We start from the raw sequence: 17055 nt of genomic DNA on the forward strand, positions 1-17055 counted from the left end.
ATACTGTACATGCATACAGTTGTGACCTACAGTCCATCCCAGGTGACCGGATGTCACCTGACCTTCAGTTTTTAACTATGGATGGATAAAAAATGAAATCGAAAAAAGCCTTTATGCTCGGCGCGGCCATGGCTGCCTCCTGCTTTGTTTCGGCCTTTGCGCTGGCCGAACCAACCCTTCCGAAACTCAGCGCGGATACGCTCAAGCAAGCCGTAGAGAAAGCCCTGAGCCCCGGAGGTACGCTCAAAGCGTTGCCGGTTTCGGATGCGCTGAAACAGAAAATTACGGCGGCCAAGGCTGATAAGTCCAAGATGGCGGCGAGCAAGGCGGCCCCCAGCAACAGGGCGGTCGACACGTTGGTGGAGGAGTTGAAAAAGCCTGAACAGGCTCAAAGTGCAGGAGCTGCTATTGCGGCGTTCACCCCCCTGTTTCCCACTCTCGACATCAACACGCTTTACACCCTCACTGGGGTGGAGACCGGCGCGCAAATCGCCTACCACTTCAATCTGCCGAAAAACGCGCGAATCCAGGTCCAGCTGTTGAACCAAAGCTCGGGGACCGACATGTCGCTCACCCTGTTCCATGATGACGGCCAGGGTAACCTGACCCCTTTGGGCACGTCCGACAATGGTGACAACGCTGATGAATACCTCAATGGTGTGCTGCCGGCCGGCGACTACTATTGGTTCATGGTGGCCAATACCGCGAGCAGTGGGCAGTTCAGTTTCGGTGTGGCGGTGGATAGCAATATCGATGCCTTTGAGCCCAACGACACCCCGTCAACCGCCTTCGCACTGCCGGATGCGTTGAACCAGGTGACGGGTAACCTCGACAGCGTCAGCGACGTCGATTACTTCGATTTCACCTCGCTGCGTGGCCAAGGTGTTGGCATTTACCTTACCGAGGAGCAGGAGGGAACACGTAACCAGTGGATCTTCGAGCGGTTTGATGGCAGCACGTGGGTGGTGATCCAGCCGGAAAACACCACGACCTATTCGAACTTGACTCCGGGTTACACCGTCAAGGCGCGCGTGCGGGCCAACCCAGCAGTAGCGCTGAACCCCCAGGCGAAATATAAGTTGACCATGGGTTCGCTGCCGCGCTTGAACCAGCATAACGTGTATGGCGACAACGTGGTGCGCATACCAAGTTCGATCGCTCAGCTGGCAACGCAGGCGGCCCGTAGTTTGAGTTGGAGCACCCAATGGTCAGACACCACGGGTGAACCACTGCGCGGCGTCACACCGGTTCTCAAGCTCGACAAGCACTTCAGTGGCCCCTACAACTGGGTCAACTACGAGGCTAAGACCGGCATCACCGGGGCCGCCTCGGGCAATGTCAACTTGGGCACCTGCTCCGGTGATTACCGCGTGGTCTATCCGGACAGTGCGTCTGGCCAGACGTATAACTGGGAGACCTGGTTCAACGAGGGTGGCTGGCGCATCGAACTCAAGGAGTTTCCGGGTGTAGGTGTAGGAGGCAACATTGTGCAGACCGTCAGCTTCGGTCATATCTGCAGTCAGAGAATCGTGCGCTGATCGATTCGCCTGATTGCTGCTGGGGGCAGTCCATGGGGGCTGCCCCCTTTTTTGCGTGTAACGAACGCCAACTGCGAGGTGGGGAACAGGATGCTCATCAGTGGCGACAGGAGGCTGCGCAAAAAACACACGCAGGTCAGGCTGTGAGATTCAAGTCAGCGGATCCCAACGCTGTGACCAATCCCCTTCGGCCTTGACCACCCCGCGCAACAGTTCCAGCGCCTGCTGCAACACCGCCGAATCCCGCGCCCGTGCGTACACCAGGTACGTCGGAAAGCTGAATTCGGGCGCTTTGGCTACGCGCCGCATCACGCCGCTGTCCAGGTAGCTTTGCACCACTCGCGTGCGGAAGTACCCGGCGCCGCCGTTCTCCAGGATGTATTGCAGTGCCAGCGGGCCGAGGTTGAAACTCACGGCGGCGCGGGCCCGGTCGGGCAGGGCGGCGTCATGCTGCTGGCGAAACCCCGGGCCCCAATCGATATAGACGTAGGGCTCGGGCTTGCTCGCCAATTGCACCAGGATCAGTTTTTCCTCCAACACCTGCTCCACCTGCAACCCCGGCCAGTAGTGCGGCTGGAACACCAGCGCGGCGTCGAGCACGCCCAGTTCCAGCTGACGCAACAGATAGTCGCCCTCGCGGATTTCCGTACGCAGGGCATGACCGGGGATGTGTTCGCGCAGGGCTTGGGCCCAGCCGAGCATCAGCGGGTTGCACAGGCTCACCTCGCCGCCGATATGCAGCACATTGCGATAGCCATCGGGCAACGGCAGGTCGCGGCGCGCGGCTTCCCAGGTTTGCAGCAATTGATTGGCGTACACCACAAACGCCTCGCCATCGGCGGTCAGTCGTGCCCCGGCCCGGTTGCGCACGAACAGCGTGCAGCCCAGCTGGTTCTCCAGGTTTTTCACGCGGGCGGTGATGGCGGTCTGGGTAACGTGCAGTTTCTCTGCCGCCGCGGCCAGGCTGCCGCAGCGTGTGATTTCGAGGAAGGTGCGTGCCAGTTCGATGTCCATGAAGCCCCCGCGAATGAATGGGAGGCATTGTAGAGGGGATGCCATAGGATGGGGGAATCGGGATACACGCCGGACGGAAATGTATGGGGTGTCACTCAGGAAAAGCGCCTGCCAACCCGCTGTTGGCAGACCTAGAGTCGACGGCGACGGTGGGAATACCTCCCCCGTTATTTTGTCATCTCACTGATTGAGAGCCTCGGAGACACGCTATGACGAACTCACCCACAATTACCATTTCACCCTATGCCAGCGCGACCGTCACTCAGTTGGATCGCGTACTGCACGCCGATCAACGCGGCGGCGGGCGCGAGATCAATGGCAAGCCTTCCTACAGCATCCAGCAGGCGGCCGATGAGATAACCCGTGACAATTTGCGTTGGCCTGATCTTAACGGTGATGGAAAAACGGACATCGCCTATCGTTTTCTGACAACGGCGGGGCAGTCATTCCGCCAGCTGGGGCTCACGCAGTTCAGCGAATTCAATCAAGCGCAAAAGGAATCGGCACTCAGGGCCATGGAGCACTGGTCGGATGTCGCCAATCTGAGTTTCACCCAGGCCAGCCCGGGGACGCAGGAGGATGGCAACATCAGTTTCGGCAACTTCGCCCTGGACCCCCAAGGTCGCAACGCGTTCGCGAGCCTTCCACCTTCCGAAGGAGCCCGCCAATTCATGGCATCACGTCCCCGCGCTCAAATAAACGTGCCGGTCGCCGAGGTTTGGCTCAACGGCACGGAAGACGCTCATACCGCACCGAGCCACAACAACGAAGGCCACAAAACCCTTGCCCACGAGGTCGGGCACGCCCTTGGGCTAGGGCATCCGTTCAGAAGCCATCCCGCTGGTGCGAGTTACAACACGGCCACATACGCGGAGGACACCGGCGGACACAGCGTTATGAGCTATTGGAGCGAACACCACTCCGGGCAATCATTTCACAAAAACGGCATGCACCATTCGCCTTCAACGCCGATGGTCGATGACATCGCGGCGATGCAAAAACTATACGGGGTCAATCATCAAACCCGTACGGGCGATACCACCTATGGGTTTAATTCCAATGCCGACCGCGAGGCCTATCACCTGCACTCGAACGCTGACGCACCAGTATTCACGGTGTGGGACGGTGGTGGCACGGACACCCTGGATTTTTCCGGCTTTAGCCAAAACCAGGTCATCAATCTCAATGAAGGTACACCCTCGGATATTGGAGGGATGCGAAAAAATGTGTTCATCGCCAAAGGCACCACAATAGAAAACGCTAAAGGCGGAGCCGGCGACGACATATTGATTGGCAACGCGGCACAGAACGAATTGTCCGGTGGTGGTGGCAAGAACACTTACGTCTTTTTAACCCCTGAGCAATCGACACCGCAGGCGCCTGATCGAATCACGGACTTTGTGTCGGGTAGGGACAAGATCGATATTTCCAATCTCCGTGCGACCGGGCCCGAGAGTACTTATATCGATGAAAGTAACTATTCTCCGATCGAGGAATTGCGGAACGGGTTAAATTCCACAAGGCCACGGCGCGACATTGCGCAAAAACCGGTCGAATTAGTTTCCAAGTTCAGCGGTGAAGGGCGGCAAGTCATGCTGACGTACGACGAAAATGCCCGTCAGGAAGTATTGCAGATTGATCTGGATGGCGATCGGCGTGCCGACTTTATGCTCAAAATTGACAGCGAGCAGATGTTGAGTTGGGGCGATTTCGTGAAATAAATCCTGAAGGTGCGGCGGTAGCCCTTCGATCGGCTACCGCTCGCTTAAGCACCGCTCATGCGTAGCATGGGTGCGATTTATCGTATTAATGCGGATAAATAGCACTTAATAACGATCCGACCGGAGCGTCAATGCGGGAGGTCGTTTTCGGCGGCAAAGGGTCGCAAACGGTGCGCTATTGCCAGTCGCCTATATCCAGGCAGCGCGTGAAGGGTGGCGGCTGCTTGCCGTAGGCCAGAAAGTCGCCGATCCAACGGGTGATGCAAGCGCCGGCATCCGCCTTTGCCGGCTCCTTGAGGCGCAGTTGTTCGACTTGCAGCGTGCCGCTGTCGTCGGGGTCGGCGTTGACCAGCACCATGCGCGCCACGCGTTCGGGGAACAGCGCGCTGTAGCGATTGCCCAGTCGCGTGGCTTCGGCGTTGCCCAGGTAATGCAGTTGGGCATCGCCGAGTTGGGCGCGTACGTATTCCATGTCGCGGGCGGCGTATTCGACGTCGTTGGGCTGGCGGATAGTGCGCGCGCTGAGTTCGATCACGTCATAGCGATCGAGCAGCGTGCGATAGGCCGGGGTGGTGTGGGTATTCCAGCGGCTGGCCAGTTGAATGGCGAAGGTACCGCTGCTGTTCTTGCGCGCCGGTTCGCCGGCTTGGGTGAAGATCACGCCCTGACGGCTCAACGGCTCGCGGGCGCCAACACGGGTGACGGTCAGGCGCAGGATGCCCTGGCGGGGCGCTGCGTAGTTACGCGGTACCGATACGGTGCCGCACTGGGTGCGTTCCAGTACGTTGGGGTCGAGGCGTTCGTTAGCGGGCAGGGGGCAGTCCAGCAACCAATCGATGGCGGTCGGTTTGATCAACGGCTCGGCAAAGGCAAGGCCTGCCAGCAGCCAGAGGCAGCCGCAGGCCAAGTGTTTTACGACGGTCATCGAGAGGTCCAGGGCAGCTGTATGACAGCGGCTTTTTTACCAAGGACCTCGGGGTTGAGAATGTAGGGTGAAAAGACGGCTCATGTAAGAAAGCGGAGTTTTGTTTATCGGATTTCAGAGGTCCAGCCGCCACCCAACGCTTTGTAGAGCGCGATGCTGGCTTGCAGGCGTGACAGTCGCAGTTGCACGTTCAGGTCCTGAGCGGCGAACAAGGTGCGCTGGGTTTCAAGCACCGTCAGCCAGTCGGCGGCCCCAGCCTGGTAGCGCTGTTGGGCGATCTGGAATGCGGTCTGCGCCTGGCGCAGTTCTTCGTCCTGCCATTGGCGCTGCTGGTCGAGGCGGGTGATGCTGCTGAGGGCTTTTTCCACGTCGGCAAAGCCGTTGATGATCGCGCCGCGGTAGGTTTGCAACAGTTCATCCTGGCGCGCGCGGGCCTTGTCCCGTTCAGCGCTTAAACGGCCGTTGTTGAAGATCGGTGCCACCAGCCCGGCGGTTAGCGTGTAATAAGGGCTGCGTAGCACATCGACGGCCTTGTAGGCGTCGGAGCCCAAGGTGGCGCCGAGGGTCACGGCGGGCAGCAGGGCGGCGCGGGCCACCGTCACGTCCGCCTGCGCCGCCGCCAGTTGGGCTTCGGCCTTGGCGATGTCCGGGCGGCGGCTGAGCAATTGGCTGGGCAGGCCGGTGCCAATGACGGGCCAGGTCAGATTCTGGAAGGGCTCGGCGCCCAGGTCCAGGGCCTGCACGGGTTGGCCGAGAAGGGCGGCGAGGGTGATGCGCGACTCTTCGGCCTGTTGCGCGATCAATGGCAACTGGCGCTGCTGGCCGGCCACCAGGCTTTTTTGTTGGGCCAACTCCAACGCGGTGGCCGAGCCGGCGTCATAGCGGGTTTGCACCAGGGCGAGCACATCCCGCGCATTGGCCAGGTTCAACTCGGCGATCTGCCGGCGCTGCGCGGCGGCGAGGGTTTGCGCATAGCGGTCGGCGACGTTGCTGAGCAGGGTCAGTTCCACGGTGGCCTGGTCGAATTCGCTGGCCCGCAGGCTGTGCAGGGCGCTGTCGCGGGCGGCAGCGCGAGCGCCCCAGAAATCCACTTCGTAGCTGGCGGTCAGGTTGGCGCCGAAGTTGTTGACCGTGTCGTCACTATCGCTGGCGTCGAGGTCCGGGCCGCCGGGGCCGCGCAGCAGCTTCTGATGGCTGGTGGTGAGGTTGGCCTTCACCTCCGGCAGCAACGGCGCGCCGGCAATCACCGCGCTGGCCTGAGCCTGGCGCACCCGCGCCACCGCTGCGGCCACATCGAAACTGTCGCGCCGCGCCTGTCCGATCAAACGATTGAGCGGCGCACTGCCGAACTGTGTCCACCACTGGGTGTTCACGTTCTGGGCGGCCTCGCGTTCGGCGTACTGCCAGGCGGCCGGCGGCGCGATGCGGCTGTCGACGCTGGGCGGTTGGCCGGCGCAGGCATTGAGCAGCAGGCACAGGCTGAGCACGCACAGGTGCGATGGGATACAGGGTTTATTCACTGGTCAATGCCTTAACCGGATCGAGCCGGGCAGCTTTACGGGCCGGCATAAAGCCGAATACGACGCCGGTGACCAACGCACAGCCAAACGCGCCAAGCACCGCCACCAGGGAAAACTGCACTGCCACCTTGGCCAGCGTCAGCACGCCGCCCACCAGCAAGGCCAGAGCGATGCCGCACAGGCCGCCGACCACCGAGAGCATCACCGCCTCGGTGAGGAACTGGCGCAGGATGTCGCGCTGGCGTGCGCCGGTGGCCATGCGGATACCGATTTCGCGGGTACGCTCGCGCACCGTCATCAGCATGATGTTCATCACACCGATACCGCCCACCAGCAGGGAAATCGCCGCAATCGAACCGAGCATCAGCGACAGGGTGTTCTGGGTGCGCGCCTCGGCCTGGATCATCGCGGCGTTGTTGGTCAGCTCGTAGTCGCGCTTGCCGTGGTGCAGGCGCTGCATCAACTGGTCGATGGCCTGTTCGGCCTCATGCACCTTGCGTGCATCGGCGGCGGCGATCACCACATACTCGGGGTTGTAGCTGCCGAACAGGCGCACGCTGGCGGCGGTGTAGGGAATGGCGATGCGGTCGTCGCTGTCTTTATTGCCGGAGCTGGCGCCTTTTTCCGCCAGCACGCCGATGACCTGGAACGGCACGTTCTCGATCAGGATGTATTGGCCGATCGGGTCGACCAGGCCCTTGAACAACTTCTCGCGCACCCGATGACCGATCACCGCCACCGTGGCCCCGGCGCGCTCGTCGGCCGCCGTGAAGTAACTGCCCTCGACCACCGGCCAGTTGAAAATGTCGGGGAAATTGGTGTCGTTGCCGCCCACGTACGCCATGTAGTCGACGTTGCCGTAACGCACCCCGGCTTCGCTGCCGTTGACTGGCATGATGCGCTGCACCTGAGGCAGCGCCGCCAGCGCTGCGACGTCGGCCAAACTGACGATGCCCAGCGGCGTGCGTGGGTTGGGTGAGGCGCCGCTGAGGTAGAGGATGTTTGAACCGAACGCACCCATCTGCGCCATGACCTGGCGCTTGCTGCCTTCGCCCACGGCCAGCATCACCACCACCGACGCCACGCCGATGATGATGCCGAGCAACGTCAGCGCGGTGCGGAAGCGGTTGATCCACATCACACGCCAGGCCGCCTGGACAGCGTCCACCAGTTCGGCTTTCCAGGCGCCATTGTGTTCGGCGCCGTCCGCCAGACGCTGACGCAGGTCAACCGCTTGCAGGGCGCCGGGGGTAGCGGCGGGCGCGGTGTCGTGGGCGGATGCCGAATCGCTGATGATCAGGCCATCGCGAATCTCGATGATGCGGTTGGCGCGCGCCGCGACTTCGCGGTCGTGAGTGATCAGGATCACCACATGGCCCTGGCTGGCCAGCTCGTCGAGCAGGCTCATTACCTCGGCGCCGCTGTGGCTGTCGAGGGCGCCGGTGGGTTCGTCGGCGAGGATGATGTGCCCGCCGTTCATCAACGCGCGAGCGATGGACACCCGCTGCTGCTGGCCACCGGAGAGCTGGTGCGGGCGGTTGCCGGTCCGTTCGGCCAGGCCCAGGCGGGTGAGCAGGGCGCTGGCCCGTGCATGCCGTTCGGCGGCGCTGATTCCGGCGTAGATCGCCGGCATTTCCACGTTTTCCTGGGCCGAACCGGACGGGATCAGGTGATAACCCTGGAACACAAAACCGAACGCTTCACGGCGCAGCCAGGCCAGGGCGTCGCTGTCCAGGTGCGCGACGTTCTCCCCGGCGAACAGGTACTCGCCACTGCTGGGGCGGTCGAGGCAACCGAGGATATTCATCAAGGTGGATTTGCCCGAGCCGGATGCGCCTACAATCGCCACGAATTCGCCGGCGTGAATCGCCAGGTCGATACCGCGCAATACGTCAACTTGAGGGCTGTCGCCGCCGCCGTAGGTTTTGCGGATGTGCCTGAGTTCGATCAGCGGCGTACTCACCTCAACCCCCATGGCCGTCGCCCGGGCCGATCAACAGGTGGTCGCCTTCGTTCAAACCGTCGAGCACCTGCACCCGCAAGCGGTCGCTGAGGCCCAGGCGCACCTCGCGCTGTTCGATGCTGCCGTTGGGCATCACCACGCGGGCGATCTGTTTGTCGGTGTTGCCGTTGCCGAGCAGGGCGGCGACCGGGGCGGTGAGGGTGTCCTTGGCCTGGCCGGCGACGAAGAACACCTGAGTGGTCATCTCAGCCATCAGTGCGTTGTCGGTGTTATCCACGTCCAGCAGCACGGTGTACAGCACCACGCGGCCGGTGCCGCTTTTATTGGAACTGGTGGGGCTGCCGCTGCCCTGGGTTTCGTTCAACGGCTTGGGCGGGATCGGCAGGATCTGCCGCACAGTGCTGCTCCAGCGCCGGTTGCCGCCGCTCAGGGTGGTGAAATAGGCGCTCATGCCGGGTTTGACGTGGCCGATATCGGCCTCCGACACCTCGGCCCATACGGTCATCGGCGACAACTTGGCGATGCGCAGGATCAGCGGCGTCTGCTGTTGAGCGTTGAGGGTCTGGCCGACGCGGGCGTCCACCGCCACCACGGTGCCGCTCATTGGCGCATAAATACGTGTGTAGCCAAGCTCCGCTTCATCGCTGCGCAGGCTGGCCTGGGCCTGGCGGATCTGGGCCTGGAACATGTCGACCCGGGCCTGGGTCGCGCTCAGCTCGGCCTTGGCGGTTTGTACGTCTTCTTCACGGGTGGCGTTGCCGCTGGCCAGGCGCTGCTGGCGTTGGTACTTCTGGCGCGCCAACTCGTGCTGGGCTTTCTGTTCCTGCAATTGCGCCTTAAGGTTTTCGATGGCGTAGCGGCTGGCGTCGAGCTTGGCCTGTTGGGTGGATGGGTCGATTTCCACCAGCAATTGGCCTTCCTTGACCTGATCGCCCGCCTCGACATGGATCTTGCGGATTTGCCCGGACGCCTGGGCGCCCACGTCCACATAGCGGCGCGGTTGCAGGGTACCGAGGGCGGTCACGCTGTTTTCGATATTGCCGCGGGTCACGGTGACGGTGGTCAGGTCGTCGCGGCCCGAGGGCAGTACCTGCCACGCGGCGACGGCGATCAGCGGTAACAGGCACGCCACAACAAGCAAGGCGCGTCGGGCGGGGCGGGGGCGTTTCATGGATGGATTCCAGCCAGGAGAGTTCAGGGCGCGGTTGCGCAGAGCTGACAGTTAAACGAGATAAGGGCGCTGGAATTTAAGCACTTACATAGGCCGTTGCAGCTCTTTTGCATAAAAAAACGGCTGGCGTTACAAGTCTTCTTTAAAAGTAGATGAGAATTACTATAAATTGCACCCACCCAAACTGCCATTATCGAATGGCACCCTTCTGCAGGCCCGATAACGCTCGCGCCTGCAGCGTTTTTTCAAGATGGTCGGGAGTCGTGTTGGAAAACTACTATCGCGAGCTGGTGTGTTTCCTGAACGCCAAGCTGGGCAACCGTCAGGTGGCCGAAGATGTGGTGCATGACGCTTATGTGCGGGTACTGGAACGCTCCAGCGATACCCCCATCGAGCAACCCCGCGCCTTTTTGTACCGCACGGCGTTGAACCTTGTGATCGACGGCCATCGGCGCAATGCCTTGCGCCAGGTCGAGCCGCTGGAGGTGTTGGACAGCGAAGAGCGCTTCGCCGCCGGCACGCCCCACGCCAGCCACGATCAGGCCCAGCGCCTGGAACTGCTTGAGCGCGCTCTGGCCGAACTGCCGGCGGTCTGCCGCGAGAGTTTCCTGTTGCGCAAGCTGGACGGCCTGAGCCATCTGCAAATCGCCGAACGCCTGAGCATCTCCCGCGCTCTGGTGGAAAAAAACATCGTCAATGCCATGAAACACTGCCGCGTGCGGATGCGCGAGTGGGATGCGCACTGAGGGTCGACGGCTTAAATTTTTTTTCACTGTCCTCGTTTCCTATCAACACACGACCTGTTGTGCAGGTCTTGAAGGTATTCCCGCCCCACCGCCACGGGGCTTATCCAGAGGACACTGGAATGACACAGGCAATTGCTTCGCCCGCGGTTCACGACCTGATCGGCATCGGTTTCGGCCCGTCGAACCTGGCACTGGCCATCGCCCTGCAAGAGCGCGAGAAGGCGCAGGGCAAACTGGACGTGCTGTTTCTGGACAAACAGGCCGACTATCGCTGGCACGGCAATACCCTGGTGACCCAGAGCGAATTGCAGATTTCCTTCCTCAAGGACCTGGTGACCCTGCGCAACCCCACCAGCCCGTACTCCTTCGTCAACTACCTCAAGGCCCACGGCCGTCTGGTGGACTTTATCAACCTCGGCACCTTCTATCCGTGCCGCATGGAGTTCAACGACTACCTGCGCTGGGTCGCCGGGCACTTCCAGAGCCAGGCCCGCTACGGCGAGGAAGTGCTGGCCATCGAACCGATCCTGCATCAGCAGCAGGTCGAGGCTTTGCGGGTGATCTCCCGCGATGCGCTGGGCGAGCAGCATGTGCGCACTACCCGTTCGGTGGTGGTCAGCGCTGGCGGCACGCCGCGCATTCCCGATACCTTCAAGGCGTTCAAGAACGACCACCGCGTGTTCCACCACTCCCAGTACCTGGAGCGCATGGCCAACCAGCCGTGTGTTGAGGGCAAGCCGATGCGCATCGCGATCATCGGCGGCGGCCAGAGCGCGGCCGAAGCCTTTATCGACCTCAACGACAGCTTCCCCTCGGTGCAGGTGGACATGATCCTGCGCGGTTCGGCGCTCAAGCCGGCCGATGACAGCCCGTTCGTCAACGAAGTGTTCTCGCCGGCGTTCACCGACCTGGTGTTCCAGCAAGTCGGCGCCGAGCGAGAGCGGTTGGTGGCGGAGTATCAGAACACCAACTATTCGGTGGTGGACCTGGACCTGATCGAGCGCATCTACGGCATTTTCTATCGCCAGAAAGTCTCCGGCATCGCGCGCCAGGCGTTCCGCACCATGACCGTGGTGGAGAAGGTCACTCCCGGCGCGCTGGGCATCGAACTGGCTCTGCGCAACAACGCCACGGGTGAAACGACCGTGCATCACTACGACGCGGTCATCCTCGCCACCGGTTATGAGCGCCAGATGCACCGCGAACTGCTCGCCCCTCTGGAAACCTACATGGGCGATTTCGAAGTGAGCCGCGACTACCGCATCGTCACCGACGAGCGCTGCAACGCGGGCATTTATATCCAGGGCTTCAGCCAGGCCAGCCATGGGTTGAGCGACACCTTGCTGTCGGTGCTGCCGATCCGCGCCGATGAGATTGCAGCATCGCTGTATGCCCTGGACCGTGGGCGCGGCCAAGGGCGGTCAATCGAGGAATTGCTGCTGGCCACCGCAAGCTGAGTTCGCGCCGGTGGGCGGGGCGGAAGGGCGAGGCAGTGTGCTTTCGCCCAAGCTCGCCCCTACGGGCGGTACTTGTGACAAAGGGTTACCACTGATACTGTACAAAAAACCAGTATCGGTAGCCCGCCATGCAGTTGATCGAAAAACTCAGCATCCTCGCTGACGCCGCCAAGTACGACGCGTCCTGCGCCAGCAGCGGCGCGCCCAAGCGCAGTTCCGAGGGCAAGGCGGGGCTGGGCTCCACCGATGGCATGGGCATCTGCCACAGCTATACGCCTGACGGGCGCTGTGTGTCACTGCTCAAGGTGCTGCTCACCAACTTCTGCCTTTACGACTGCCAGTATTGCGTCAACCGCCGCTCCAGCGACGTGCCCCGTGCGCGGTTCAGCCCGGAAGAAGTGGTCACCCTGACCCTGGATTTCTACCGGCGCAATTGCGTCAGCGGGCTTTTCCTCAGCTCCGGCATTATCCGTTCGGCCGACTACACCATGGAGCAGCTTGTCCGGGTGGCGAAGCTGCTGCGCGAAGAGCATGACTTTCGCGGGTATATCCACCTCAAGACCATCCCCGAAGCCGACCCGGCGTTGATTGCCGAGGCCGGGCGTTATGCCGATCGCCTGAGCGTGAACATCGAACTGCCCACCGATGCCAGCCTGCAAACCCTGGCACCGGAAAAGCAGATCGGCTCGATCAAGCAGGCCATGCGGACCATCTACACCGGCGAGCAGACGGTCCTCAATGAGCCTCGCGCGCCGCGTTTCGCCCCGGCCGGGCAGAGCACCCAAATGATCGTCGGCGCCGACGACACCGACGACAGCACCATCCTGCATGGCGCCGAAGCGTTGTACGGTAACTTCAAGCTGCGCCGCGTCTACTACTCGGCGTTCAGCCCCATTCCCAACAGCCCAAAAAGCGTACCCCTCGCCGCGCCACCGTTGATGCGCGAACACCGCCTGTACCAGGCCGACTTCCTGCTGCGCAGCTACGGCTTCAGTGCCGGCGAGTTGTTCGAAGGCCCCGGTCACCTGGCGCTGGATATCGACCCCAAACTGGCCTGGGCTCTTGAACATCGCGAGGTGTTCCCCCTGGACCTCAATCGAGCCGAACCGACGTTGATCGCGCGTATTCCCGGCATCGGCCTGCGCACCACCCAGCGCCTGGTGGACCTGCGCCGCGAACGCAAAATCCGCTTCGAAGACCTGGCGCGCATGCGCTGTGTGCTGGCCAAGGCCAAGCCGTTTTTCATCACCAGCGACTACCACCCGCAACAGGCGGACAGCACCAGTGTGTTGCTGCGCGAGCAACTGCGCGACCGGCCGCAACCGCAGCAAATGGGGCTGTGGGGATGATCAGCCTGGAATGCGACAACCTGTTCGGCACCTGGCGCGAACAGGCGCGCTGGCTGCTCAGCCATCAGGTCGACCCCAGCCAAGTAAGTTGGGGCGAGGCCCAGGCGGCGGACCTGTTTGCCACCGATGAGCCGATCCCTGCCGGGCTGGGGCCGTTTCAGGCGCGTATTCCCAAGGCACTGCTCGAACTGCTGGAGTCGGCCGCCTGCTACCACGGCGACCAACGCTGGAGCCTGTTGTATGAAGTGCTGTGGCGCGTCAGCCACGGCGACCGCACCGCGATGCTGGCGGGCGACAAACTGGGCAGCGAGTTGCAGCGGCGGATCAAGCAGGTCAGCCGCGAAGCCCATCACCTGCACGCGTTCGTGCGCTTTGTCGCGCTGCCGCCAGAGGCCGGGCCGGAGTTGCCGGAGTACGTGGCCTGGCATGAACCGGCCCACGACATTCTGAAGTCGGCCAGCCAGCACTTTATCGGACGCATGGGCCGCCATCGCTGGATGATCGCCACACCGTTGGACGGCGTGTATTACGACGGCCAGCAAATGATTCATCAACGCCATTGCCCCGAAGCCTGGCAGCAACTGGCACAGAACGTCGAAGACCCCCACAGCGCCATGTGGCTGACCTACTACAGCCACATCTTCAACCCGGCGCGGTTGAACCCCAAGGTGATGGAAGGCCACTTGCCCAGTCGATTCTGGAAAAACCTGCCCGAAGGCAAGCTGATCCCGGGCCTGATCAGCGAGGCGCGAACGGGGAAGCAGAAGGATGGTCAGGCGAGGATGATAGGCGCTCGGCCTGGCAAGAAAATCTTGAGCGGGCACAGTTAAAAAATAGGGGAGGGGCTTGCCCGCTCCCACATTGGATCGCCGGTGTCTTGTGGCGGGGATTTCAGCTCAGTTCGATGGCGGTGTTTTTCACCACGGCCAGTTCTGGATGCGCCACCAGCTTGTCGATATGCAATTCGTCATTGTTCAGCCACAGTTCCGACACCACCCGGTAGTGCTCCATATCCCGGCAGCGCATGCGCAAGCTGTAGTCGAACGGCCCGCTGATCAGTTGGCATTCGAACACCTGCGGGCACGCCTTCATGCAGGCCTCGAAGGCCCTTTGCGCCGAGCGCCCGCTTTGGTTGGACAAGGCCACCAGCACCAGCAACGACAACCCTGGCGAAACCATCTGCACATCGATGATCGCCCCATACCCGCGGATCACCCCACGCCGCTCCAGCTTGCGCACTCGCTCCAGGCAGGGTCTGGGGGTCAGGTGCACCAGCGACGAGAGTTTTTCGTAGGTGATCCGGCCCTGGTGTCGCAGCACGTCGATGATCGCTTCGTCGATGCGGTCCAGGGTAGGGGAGGTATGGGGTCCGTTGGCCTTGGTTTCCATGGTGGTTCACTTCAAACGGTTGGAAAGAAATTGCTGCAAGCGCTCGCTGCTGGGATGGTCGAGGATCTGGGCGCTGCCTTGCTCTTCGACCCGGCCCTGGTGCAGGAATAGCACCTGGCTGGACACCTGGCGGGCAAAGCCCATTTCGTGGGTGACCATCAGCATGGTACGACCTTCCTCGGCCAACGTCTGTATGACTTTGAGGACTTCTCCTACAAGCTCAGGGTCAAGCGCTGACGTCGGTTCGTCGAACAGAATAATTTCCGGCTCCATCGCCAGCGCCCGCGCAATGGCCACGCGTTGTTGCTGGCCGCCGGACAGGAACGCCGGGTATTGCTCTGCCACCCGGCCCGGCAGGCCGACTTTGTCCAAGTACAGCCGCGCACGTTTTTCCGCCTCGGCGGCGCTGACGCCCAGGGACCGGCGCGGCGCCAGGGTGATGTTCTCCAGCACGGTCATGTGGCTCCACAGGTTGAAGTGCTGGAACACCATGGCCAGCCGCGTGCGCAGGTTCTGCAACTGCGCCTGATGGGGCGCACGGGTGCCGGCGCGGCCCTGACGCATTTCGATGCTGATACCGTCCAGGGTGATGACCCCGGCGTCGGGCTGTTCGAGGAAGTTGATGCAGCGCAGCATCGTGCTTTTGCCGGAACCGCTGGCGCCGATCAGGCTGATCACATCGCCGTTGCGTGCATTGAGGGACACGCCCTTGAGCACTTCGTGGTCGCCGTAGCGCTTGTGGATGCCTTCGACCTGAAGCTTGATGGCGGTTGTTGCGGCGTTGGCAGCGGGTACGTCGATCGGGTATGCAGCCAGGGCCTGCGCGGACTGATTCATAGGTTAGCCTCGGGTAGGTACAAGAAAACGCATCCAGCGACGTTCGGCCAGTCGGAACAGGCCCACCAGTGCAAAGGACAGCAGCATGTAGAGCAGGGCCGCGATGCCGAAGGCTTGGAACGTCAGGAACGTTTCGGCGTTGGCGTCGCGGGCCACTTTGAGGATGTCGGCAATCGTGGCGGTGAATGCCAGGGACGTGGCGTGCAGCATCAAGATCATTTCATTGCTGTACGCCGGCAGTGCGCGGCGCAGGGCTGCCGGGATCACCACAAACAGGTTCAGCCGCCAGCCGTGTAGGCCATAGGCGCGGGCCGCTTCGATTTCGCCGTGGGGAATATTGCGGATAGCCCCTGCGAAAATTTCCACGGTGTAGGCGCAGGTATTCAACACGAAGGCCAGCAGGGTGCAGTTCAGCGCATTGCGGAAAAACTCGTTGAGCAGGGCGTTGTCCTGTACCACCTCCAGGCTGTACAGCCCGGTGTAGCAAATCAGCAGTTGGATATACAGCGGTGTGCCGCGAAACAGGTAGGTGTAGACCTCTACCGGCCAACGCAGCCAGACGTGTTCCGACACGCGAGCCAGGGCCAATGGGATCGACAGAAAAAAACCGAGGACTATGGAGATAATGAACAGCCACAGGGTCATGGCGACACCGGACAATCCCGAGCCATCGCTGAACAGATAGGCCAGGCCGTATTGCTGGAACAGTTCGATCATCGCGCCATCCCCTTGATGCCGAGGTTGTAGCGCCGTTCGAGGCGCTTGAAGATGCGGTTGGACAGGGTGGTGATCACCAGGTACACCAGGCCTGCAAGCATCAGGAAGTACAGCGGCTCGTTGGTGGTCTTGCCGGCGTTCTGGGCGGCCTTGACCAGGTCCGACAGGCCGATGATCGATACCAGCGCGGTGGACTTGAGCAGCACCAGCCAGTTATTGCCCAGGCCCGGCAGGGCAAAGCGCATCAATTGCGGAAACAGCACCAGGTGGAAACGCTGCCAGCGGCTCAAGCCGTAGGCGGTGGCCGCTTCCAGTTGGCCGGCCGGCACGCTGAGGATCGCGCCGCGGAAGTTCTCGGTGAAGTACGCGCCGTAGATAAACCCCAGGGTGACCACCCCGGCGGTAAACGGGTCGATTTCGAAGTACGCCCAGCCAAAGGTTTCGGTCAGGTCGTTGAGCCACAGTTGCAGGCTGTAGAAGATCAGCAGGATCAGCACCAGGTCCGGCACGCTGCGGATCAGCGTGGTGTAGAGCGTAGCCGGTACGCGCAGCCATTTGGCGCTGGACAGCTTGGCGCCGGCGGCGATCAGCCCCAGTGCCAGGCTCAGGGCCAGCGCCAGGAACGCCAGCTTGAGCGTCATCCAGGCCCCCTGGGCCAGCATCGGGCCGTAGCCCTGCAGGTTGAGGAATTCGTTCATGGGAAGATCT

At 62.0% G+C, this 17055-nt stretch carries 15 protein-coding genes; 6 read left to right on the forward strand and 9 right to left on the reverse strand.

Features of this window, described 5'->3' with window-relative positions:
• Nucleotides 1-92: 92 nt before the first annotated feature.
• Nucleotides 93-1538 (forward strand): hypothetical protein, encoded by a 1446-nt coding sequence (locus YA0848_RS32990; protein WP_169903408.1) that lies wholly within the window; start codon nt 93-95, stop codon nt 1536-1538.
• Between the two features lie 150 nt (nt 1539-1688).
• Here the strand turns inward: YA0848_RS32990 and YA0848_RS32995 are convergent, their stop codons facing one another.
• A complete protein-coding gene (locus YA0848_RS32995) occupies nt 1689-2552 on the reverse strand; it encodes a LysR family transcriptional regulator (protein ID WP_169903409.1) in 864 nt (287 codons plus the stop codon).
• A 209-nt stretch (nt 2553-2761) separates the two neighbouring features.
• Here YA0848_RS32995 and YA0848_RS33000 point away from each other — a divergent pair, with 209 nt between their 5' ends.
• Nucleotides 2762-4273, forward strand: coding sequence for a M10 family metallopeptidase C-terminal domain-containing protein (locus YA0848_RS33000; RefSeq protein ID WP_052229496.1), 1512 nt, complete (start codon nt 2762-2764; stop codon nt 4271-4273).
• A 175-nt stretch (nt 4274-4448) separates the two neighbouring features.
• Here YA0848_RS33000 and YA0848_RS33005 read toward each other — a convergent pair whose 3' ends face one another.
• From YA0848_RS33005 to YA0848_RS33020, 4 genes are all read right to left on the reverse strand, one after another.
• The gene (locus YA0848_RS33005; protein WP_169903410.1) at nt 4449-5198 is read right to left on the reverse strand and encodes an alpha/beta fold hydrolase; all 750 of its coding nucleotides are present in this window, start codon (nt 5196-5198) and stop codon (nt 4449-4451) included.
• A 104-nt stretch (nt 5199-5302) separates the two neighbouring features.
• The gene (locus YA0848_RS33010; RefSeq protein ID WP_184316291.1) at nt 5303-6718 is read right to left on the reverse strand and encodes an efflux transporter outer membrane subunit; all 1416 of its coding nucleotides are present in this window, start codon (nt 6716-6718) and stop codon (nt 5303-5305) included.
• Nucleotides 6711-8693, reverse strand: coding sequence for a MacB family efflux pump subunit (locus YA0848_RS33015; RefSeq protein ID WP_144419319.1), 1983 nt, complete (start codon nt 8691-8693; stop codon nt 6711-6713). Before YA0848_RS33015 ends, YA0848_RS33010 begins: the two co-directional genes overlap by 8 nt.
• Nucleotides 8683-9852: an efflux RND transporter periplasmic adaptor subunit gene (locus YA0848_RS33020; protein ID WP_169868511.1), complete on the reverse strand. Its 1170-nt coding sequence runs from the start codon at nt 9850-9852 to the stop codon at nt 8683-8685. The genes YA0848_RS33015 and YA0848_RS33020 overlap by 11 nt, the downstream gene beginning before the upstream one ends.
• Nucleotides 9853-10115: 263 nt before the next feature.
• Here YA0848_RS33020 and YA0848_RS33025 point away from each other — a divergent pair, with 263 nt between their 5' ends.
• The 4 genes from YA0848_RS33025 to YA0848_RS33040 all read left to right on the forward strand — a co-directional run bounded on the left by YA0848_RS33025 (nt 10116) and on the right by YA0848_RS33040 (nt 14234).
• Nucleotides 10116-10598 (forward strand): sigma-70 family RNA polymerase sigma factor, encoded by a 483-nt coding sequence (locus YA0848_RS33025; protein ID WP_034098965.1) that lies wholly within the window; start codon nt 10116-10118, stop codon nt 10596-10598.
• Between the two features lie 119 nt (nt 10599-10717).
• Entirely contained in the window at nt 10718-12055 is a 1338-nt protein-coding gene (locus YA0848_RS33030) for a lysine N(6)-hydroxylase/L-ornithine N(5)-oxygenase family protein (protein WP_169903412.1), read from the forward strand.
• 128 nt (nt 12056-12183) lie between these two features.
• Nucleotides 12184-13404 (forward strand): putative DNA modification/repair radical SAM protein, encoded by a 1221-nt coding sequence (locus YA0848_RS33035; protein WP_040268812.1) that lies wholly within the window; start codon nt 12184-12186, stop codon nt 13402-13404.
• Nucleotides 13401-14234, forward strand: a complete 834-nt coding sequence (locus tag YA0848_RS33040; RefSeq protein WP_040268811.1) for a TIGR03915 family putative DNA repair protein — start codon at nt 13401-13403, stop codon at nt 14232-14234. The genes YA0848_RS33035 and YA0848_RS33040 overlap by 4 nt, the downstream gene beginning before the upstream one ends.
• Before the next feature lie 61 nt (nt 14235-14295).
• On the opposite strand, the gene YA0848_RS33045 is transcribed toward YA0848_RS33040, so the two are convergent.
• From YA0848_RS33045 to YA0848_RS33060, 4 genes are read right to left on the reverse strand one after another with little or no spacing between them, the layout of a single operon-like run.
• Entirely contained in the window at nt 14296-14793 is a 498-nt protein-coding gene (locus YA0848_RS33045) for an Lrp/AsnC family transcriptional regulator (protein WP_034098959.1), read from the reverse strand.
• Between the two features lie 6 nt (nt 14794-14799).
• Entirely contained in the window at nt 14800-15630 is an 831-nt protein-coding gene (locus YA0848_RS33050) for an ABC transporter ATP-binding protein (protein WP_198712397.1), read from the reverse strand.
• A 3-nt stretch (nt 15631-15633) separates the two neighbouring features.
• Entirely contained in the window at nt 15634-16347 is a 714-nt protein-coding gene (locus YA0848_RS33055) for an ABC transporter permease (RefSeq protein WP_040268810.1), read from the reverse strand.
• Entirely contained in the window at nt 16344-17045 is a 702-nt protein-coding gene (locus tag YA0848_RS33060; RefSeq protein WP_034111007.1) for an ABC transporter permease, read from the reverse strand. Before YA0848_RS33060 ends, YA0848_RS33055 begins: the two co-directional genes overlap by 4 nt.
• Nucleotides 17046-17055 lie beyond the last annotated feature (10 nt).

The organism is Pseudomonas sp. S4_EA_1b (assembly GCF_016307435.1).
GTDB classification, from domain to species: Bacteria; Pseudomonadota; Gammaproteobacteria; order Pseudomonadales; family Pseudomonadaceae; genus Aquipseudomonas; species Aquipseudomonas rhodesiae.